The sequence below is a fragment of the Streptococcus saliviloxodontae genome (assembly GCF_016908655.1).
GTDB classification, from domain to species: Bacteria; Bacillota; Bacilli; order Lactobacillales; family Streptococcaceae; genus Streptococcus; species Streptococcus saliviloxodontae.
The window spans coordinates 1-4,535 of the sequence record NZ_JAFBEI010000062.1; the positions used below are offsets into that span (position 1 = coordinate 1).

A 4,535-nucleotide genomic window follows, 5' to 3' on the forward strand; every position below is an offset into this window, starting at 1 on the left:
ATTTTGATAACCCCATTTCTTTCGCCATTTTTTCAAGATTTTCAAGCACAGATTCACTGAGCGTTATCGTTAATCTTTTTTTCATGAGCCACCTCTCAAAATTTTATAAATTTATATTAACAAAATTACGCATTAAATGCAATGTTTTTCGCATTATTTTTCAAAATCTCGCCGAATTCGCCAAAAAACTCGCCGAAAACTCGCCGAGATTTTACACCCCCTAAACCCTTGGGGCACAAGGCTTCAAGGCACTTTTTTTCTTAATTTGGCACTCGGCACTATATGGGGGGTCGTAGTAGCCCCCCCGATTTTTAGATTTTCCCTTCGGAAAAATCACCCGAATTTTCTTCTGAAGATACAAAAAAAAAGACCCGATAGGGTCAATCTCATTTAGAAATATCAGGGGTCTTTACAGCCCGAAGCTGAAGGCAGTCCCACACCCGACACAAATTGTGCCCTTTGAGCTATCCGTTTCCAGTCACCCTACGGAAATGAGATTCACACCACCGACCGTATCGCTGAGGTGCCTCATTTAGATTATAACACAATTTTTGACACTTAGAACCAGTACATGATATAATTAACTTGCTTAAAAGTTCGATGAAGCTAAGCATAAAGAAACACCTAGGGGGGCAACCCTAGGTGTTTTTTTGTGCTTGCTCAAGGCACTCAGACTAAGTTATTTGTCGCATTTGTCATGCCACTTACGGATTAGCCATTCCGCAATCAGTTCTGTACTGACACCGACCAGCAGTGGTAGCAGAACAAGCTCGATGAAGCAGTTTAGCATAAAGTCTCACCTCCTTAGCAGTGCTAACTGGGTGTTGCGACTGTGCTATTATATCACGACCGCTTACTTTATTCCATGGTCTATTTGACAACAAGTAACCTAGGTCGTTAGTCTTTGATGTGTCGCTCGGTCGAACTTCGTTCTGACCAACCGCCCCCTCCAGTCTAACTTGACCTAGCTTATTGTCAAATAGCTTTCACGGCATAAACCGCTCAGAGACTTGGTCCTTGATTCCTTTCTCTTTCCTGGTATCTATTTCTAGCTCTTCTTGACGCCTGCAAGTCATCCAATCGGTTCCCTATACTTTTTATCTCAGATTCAGTTAAAACCTCTTGAATGTCTTCTAACAGCTTTTCAGAGCCTTTCAATTCCTTGTTTTCTTCTCGCAACAAATAGTTTTCTTTTTCTAGATTGCTTTTCTCTCGGTCTGATTGTGTCAGCCGTTGTTCCAACCTTTCTTTTGACACTTTGACATTCTCGAAAGCTCTTCTAAGCATTTCATTTTGACTCATGGTCTCCTCTAGTTTTTCAACGACATCAGACATAAACGCTTTTAAACGATTGACAAAATCAACCGTGAAATGAAAACCTCCACCGAACAATTTAGGATTCGCTGCAGTTAATTCTTCCTGGAGTTCTTCCGCAACTTGTCTCCTGTCTAGATCAGATACCGACATTGCTGCTAACTGCTCAACTCTTTTAGTAATAACCCCTTTTTGTTTAACTTTCTCTTCGGTTAACTCTTTAACTCTAGCACTCAGACGCTCAGAATCGCTTTCTAAGCCTTTTAATTCCTTTTCTCGATGTTTTATACTAGTTTCTAATTCAGATAGCTCTGAGAGCCTCTCAGAGGCCTTAGAATCGATTTCATCATATTCCGTAACCTTTTTATCCAAGATATTCTCTAAACGGCTTAAATCGCTCTTTAAATCGTTTCTATGGCTATCCAGCCATTTAAAGCGTTCTTCCAACGTTGCCTCTCGAATATGATATTCCTCTTCAGAGAATAACGAAGCTATACTCTCATACCCTGCAACTTCCTCTTTAGTTCCAGGTCTATTCTCTTTTTCATGCCAATACCGAGGTGCTCCCAGGCTTAACAATTCTTTATTCAGAGTTTCCTCGCCAATTTTAGCCTTATAATCAGCTACACTCAAATGTTTTCGTTCACTTCCTAACTGCCCACGCGATAACTCAAACCCATGTTCATTCATGTATTTCGGAAAATCTTCTTGGATTTTCTTCAGTTCTTCACGACCAAACATCGCCTTTGAAGATAATTTTCCATCTGCCATAGGAACAACTCCCAGGTGCATATGCGGAGTACTCTCGTCCAAATGAACACTAGCATAAGCAATGTTAGATTTACCATAATTTTCTGCAAAATAGTCTTTAGCAATCTCAAAAAAATACCTGGTTTTTTCTTCACTCAAACCGTCAAAAAATCCCTTGTCTGACGTAATAATCCATTCATCACATAAAACAGCATCTTTCCGAATCGCTCGACTAGAAACCTTTGTTTCATTCACATAATCCTTAATCTGTTTTTCATACGACACTGAGCGGTCACGATCCGTCAACTCATAGTTGAGATGCGACCTGCTCGTATCAATATCTTTATTCGAATGATTCTCAAAAATACGTTCATTATGTCGATAAGCTCCCCCAAGATTACCAACCTTCATTTTTTGCATTCTTGCTACAAGATAACTCACCCTTCAGCTCCTCTCCAGGTGGTCATTCGAACAACGAATGACAGGCAAGCCGCCCAGGCTATTGCTTGCCTAAATACCTAACATCTTAGCTAGTAGTTTAGCACATTTTCGGTACAACTTCCATGTAAAGTATAACGCACTATACTTTACTTCGTAAAAGTGCGGTCTTGCAGACGGCTTGCTCGCCACAAAGGAAAGGTGGCGAGATACCAAAAACGCCCTCGAACCACAAGGACATTTTTGTCATGTCGGCCGACTTCCCCAAGTCGACCAAAGTCATTTTTTCAAAATGACCAATAACCAATAAAAATACGTCTCTAACATCATTTTCTTTGACTTTTAACTAATTTTTTTATAAAATGAAAGCGGTAACAGAGTTTTAGATTAGAAAGGACAAAACACGGAAAACAATAACATCTAAAATTCTAAAAACGCTATTTCATTAAACGAATATCTTTCCACAAGGAGGTTAATCATGAAAAAATTTTTAATTGCCATTTTAGCCTTTATTGGTGCATTTTTCGTTTTATCTGGTAATCTAGTTCAAGCTGATGATTTCGACAATGCTATAGCAAACGAAATTCCTCGTTTACAATATGTCGGAGATTCTCACACAGAAGAATTTACTACAGCAACTGGAGAAAAAGGTACAATAACTGTAACAAAAATCGAAGAAGGAGAACCAGAAATTTCCTTCCGTTGGTTACACTGGCACACAAGGTCAAATGTTTCAAATGGTACATACAATGTTAATGTTATCTTAGGTGCATCTAATGCCGGTTTTACCGTTACAGTTAATAATAAAAAAATTACACGAGCTTATGATCCATGGTATTTCCATATCGTTGCAAGCTCTGCTACACTAACTCTTGACAGCAGTACACAAGCTACATACAACATCAATTTTAACGCTTCAATACCTTGGTTAGGCGGTCCATCTTGGAGCGGAGGAGTTAGAGCAAGAATCGAAAACGGTGCTTTAGTTACTTATGTTCGTTAAGTAAATAATTATGATTATAACTGTAATTGTATCTCTCTTAATCGTTGTTACTCTAGGATTCTTGACACACTTACTCCTTAATGCTATAAAAAACCGCAAAAAATCATAAAATAAAAATGAGTCGGGTATTACATATCCGACTCATTTTTTGTTTATTTCAGAATCAACAATTTCCCCCGTCTCTGAATCAATTTCAGCTCCTGGTTTTACTCCTCGTTTGCTACGTTGATAAGCCCCATCAAATAGCAACTTCATGAATCCAGTTTTTCCTGCGATAACCTCATTGACCAAATTGATTGTCAATCCATAAGCCTCTCCGTTCTCATCGATAAAGTCATATAAATCAAAAATATTTTGAAGTGTATATGCTCGAATCAATGAAACAACCACGTTGAAAAGTTCTGCTTTTTCCTCGACATCCAACGTCACATAGCGGTCAATATCAAAATTATTGATTAGCTTTATATCAGCTTTATCGTAAACATGTTTTTTCTTGGCGATAGCATCTTTGCTCTCATGCGTTAAATACAAGTATGTATTTTCAACGTTTAGAACAACTTGCACCATTGCTAAACTCTTTTCTCCAAGCAATTTCTTGATTTTCCAACGCACGCTATCTGCAGTAACTGGATTTTTAGCAATATAAAGCACATGATAGTGTGGTTTTTTATATTTCTGCCCCTCAACATTACTCTTGTCTTTATCGTGAAGCGGACTAACTGCTATCGGCACTCCAAGAGTTTCAAGCTTCAACTCCCAATCATTCGGAATTGATTCTGGATAGAGCAAAAAAGTAAAGTATCTTGATTTTTCTTTAGCCATAAAGTATAATATACCCAAGTATAATATATCTAAAAGCCCCGCCAGCCAGCTCGGCTTTTTTTATTTTACTTGACCTTTCTTGTAATTTTCCAAGGCAACTGAAATCATTGCGGATTTTGATAACCCCATTTCTTTCGCCATTTTTTCAAGATTTTCAAGCACAGATTCACTGAGCGTTATCGTTAATCTTTTTTTCATGAGCCACCTC

General features: G+C 38.4%; 4 protein-coding genes and 1 pseudogene. 1 reads left to right on the forward strand and 4 read right to left on the reverse strand.

Features of this window, described 5'->3' with window-relative positions; translation table 11 throughout:
* Nucleotides 1–85 (reverse strand): annotated as a pseudogene (gene copA / locus JOC31_RS10045) (plasmid copy number transcriptional regulator CopA); the annotation flags it as partial.
* A 917-nt stretch (nt 86–1,002) separates the two neighbouring features.
* Nucleotides 1,003–2,505 (reverse strand): MobV family relaxase, encoded by a 1,503-nt coding sequence (gene mobV, locus JOC31_RS09615; RefSeq protein ID WP_205010617.1) that lies wholly within the window; start codon nt 2,503–2,505, stop codon nt 1,003–1,005.
* A 475-nt stretch (nt 2,506–2,980) separates the two neighbouring features.
* On the opposite strand from mobV, the gene JOC31_RS09620 reads away from it, so the two are divergent.
* Complete coding sequence (locus JOC31_RS09620; RefSeq protein ID WP_205010616.1) at nt 2,981–3,505, forward strand: DUF5626 family protein; 525 nt, start codon at nt 2,981–2,983, stop codon at nt 3,503–3,505.
* Nucleotides 3,506–3,646: 141 nt separating this feature from the next.
* Here JOC31_RS09620 and JOC31_RS09625 read toward each other — a convergent pair whose 3' ends face one another.
* Both JOC31_RS09625 and copA (JOC31_RS09630) read right to left on the reverse strand, forming a co-directional pair.
* Complete coding sequence (locus JOC31_RS09625) at nt 3,647–4,327, reverse strand: replication protein (protein ID WP_205010615.1); 681 nt, start codon at nt 4,325–4,327, stop codon at nt 3,647–3,649.
* 60 nt (nt 4,328–4,387) lie between these two features.
* Complete coding sequence (gene copA / locus JOC31_RS09630; RefSeq protein ID WP_000746878.1) at nt 4,388–4,525, reverse strand: plasmid copy number transcriptional regulator CopA; 138 nt, start codon at nt 4,523–4,525, stop codon at nt 4,388–4,390.
* Nucleotides 4,526–4,535: the final 10 nt, after the last annotated feature.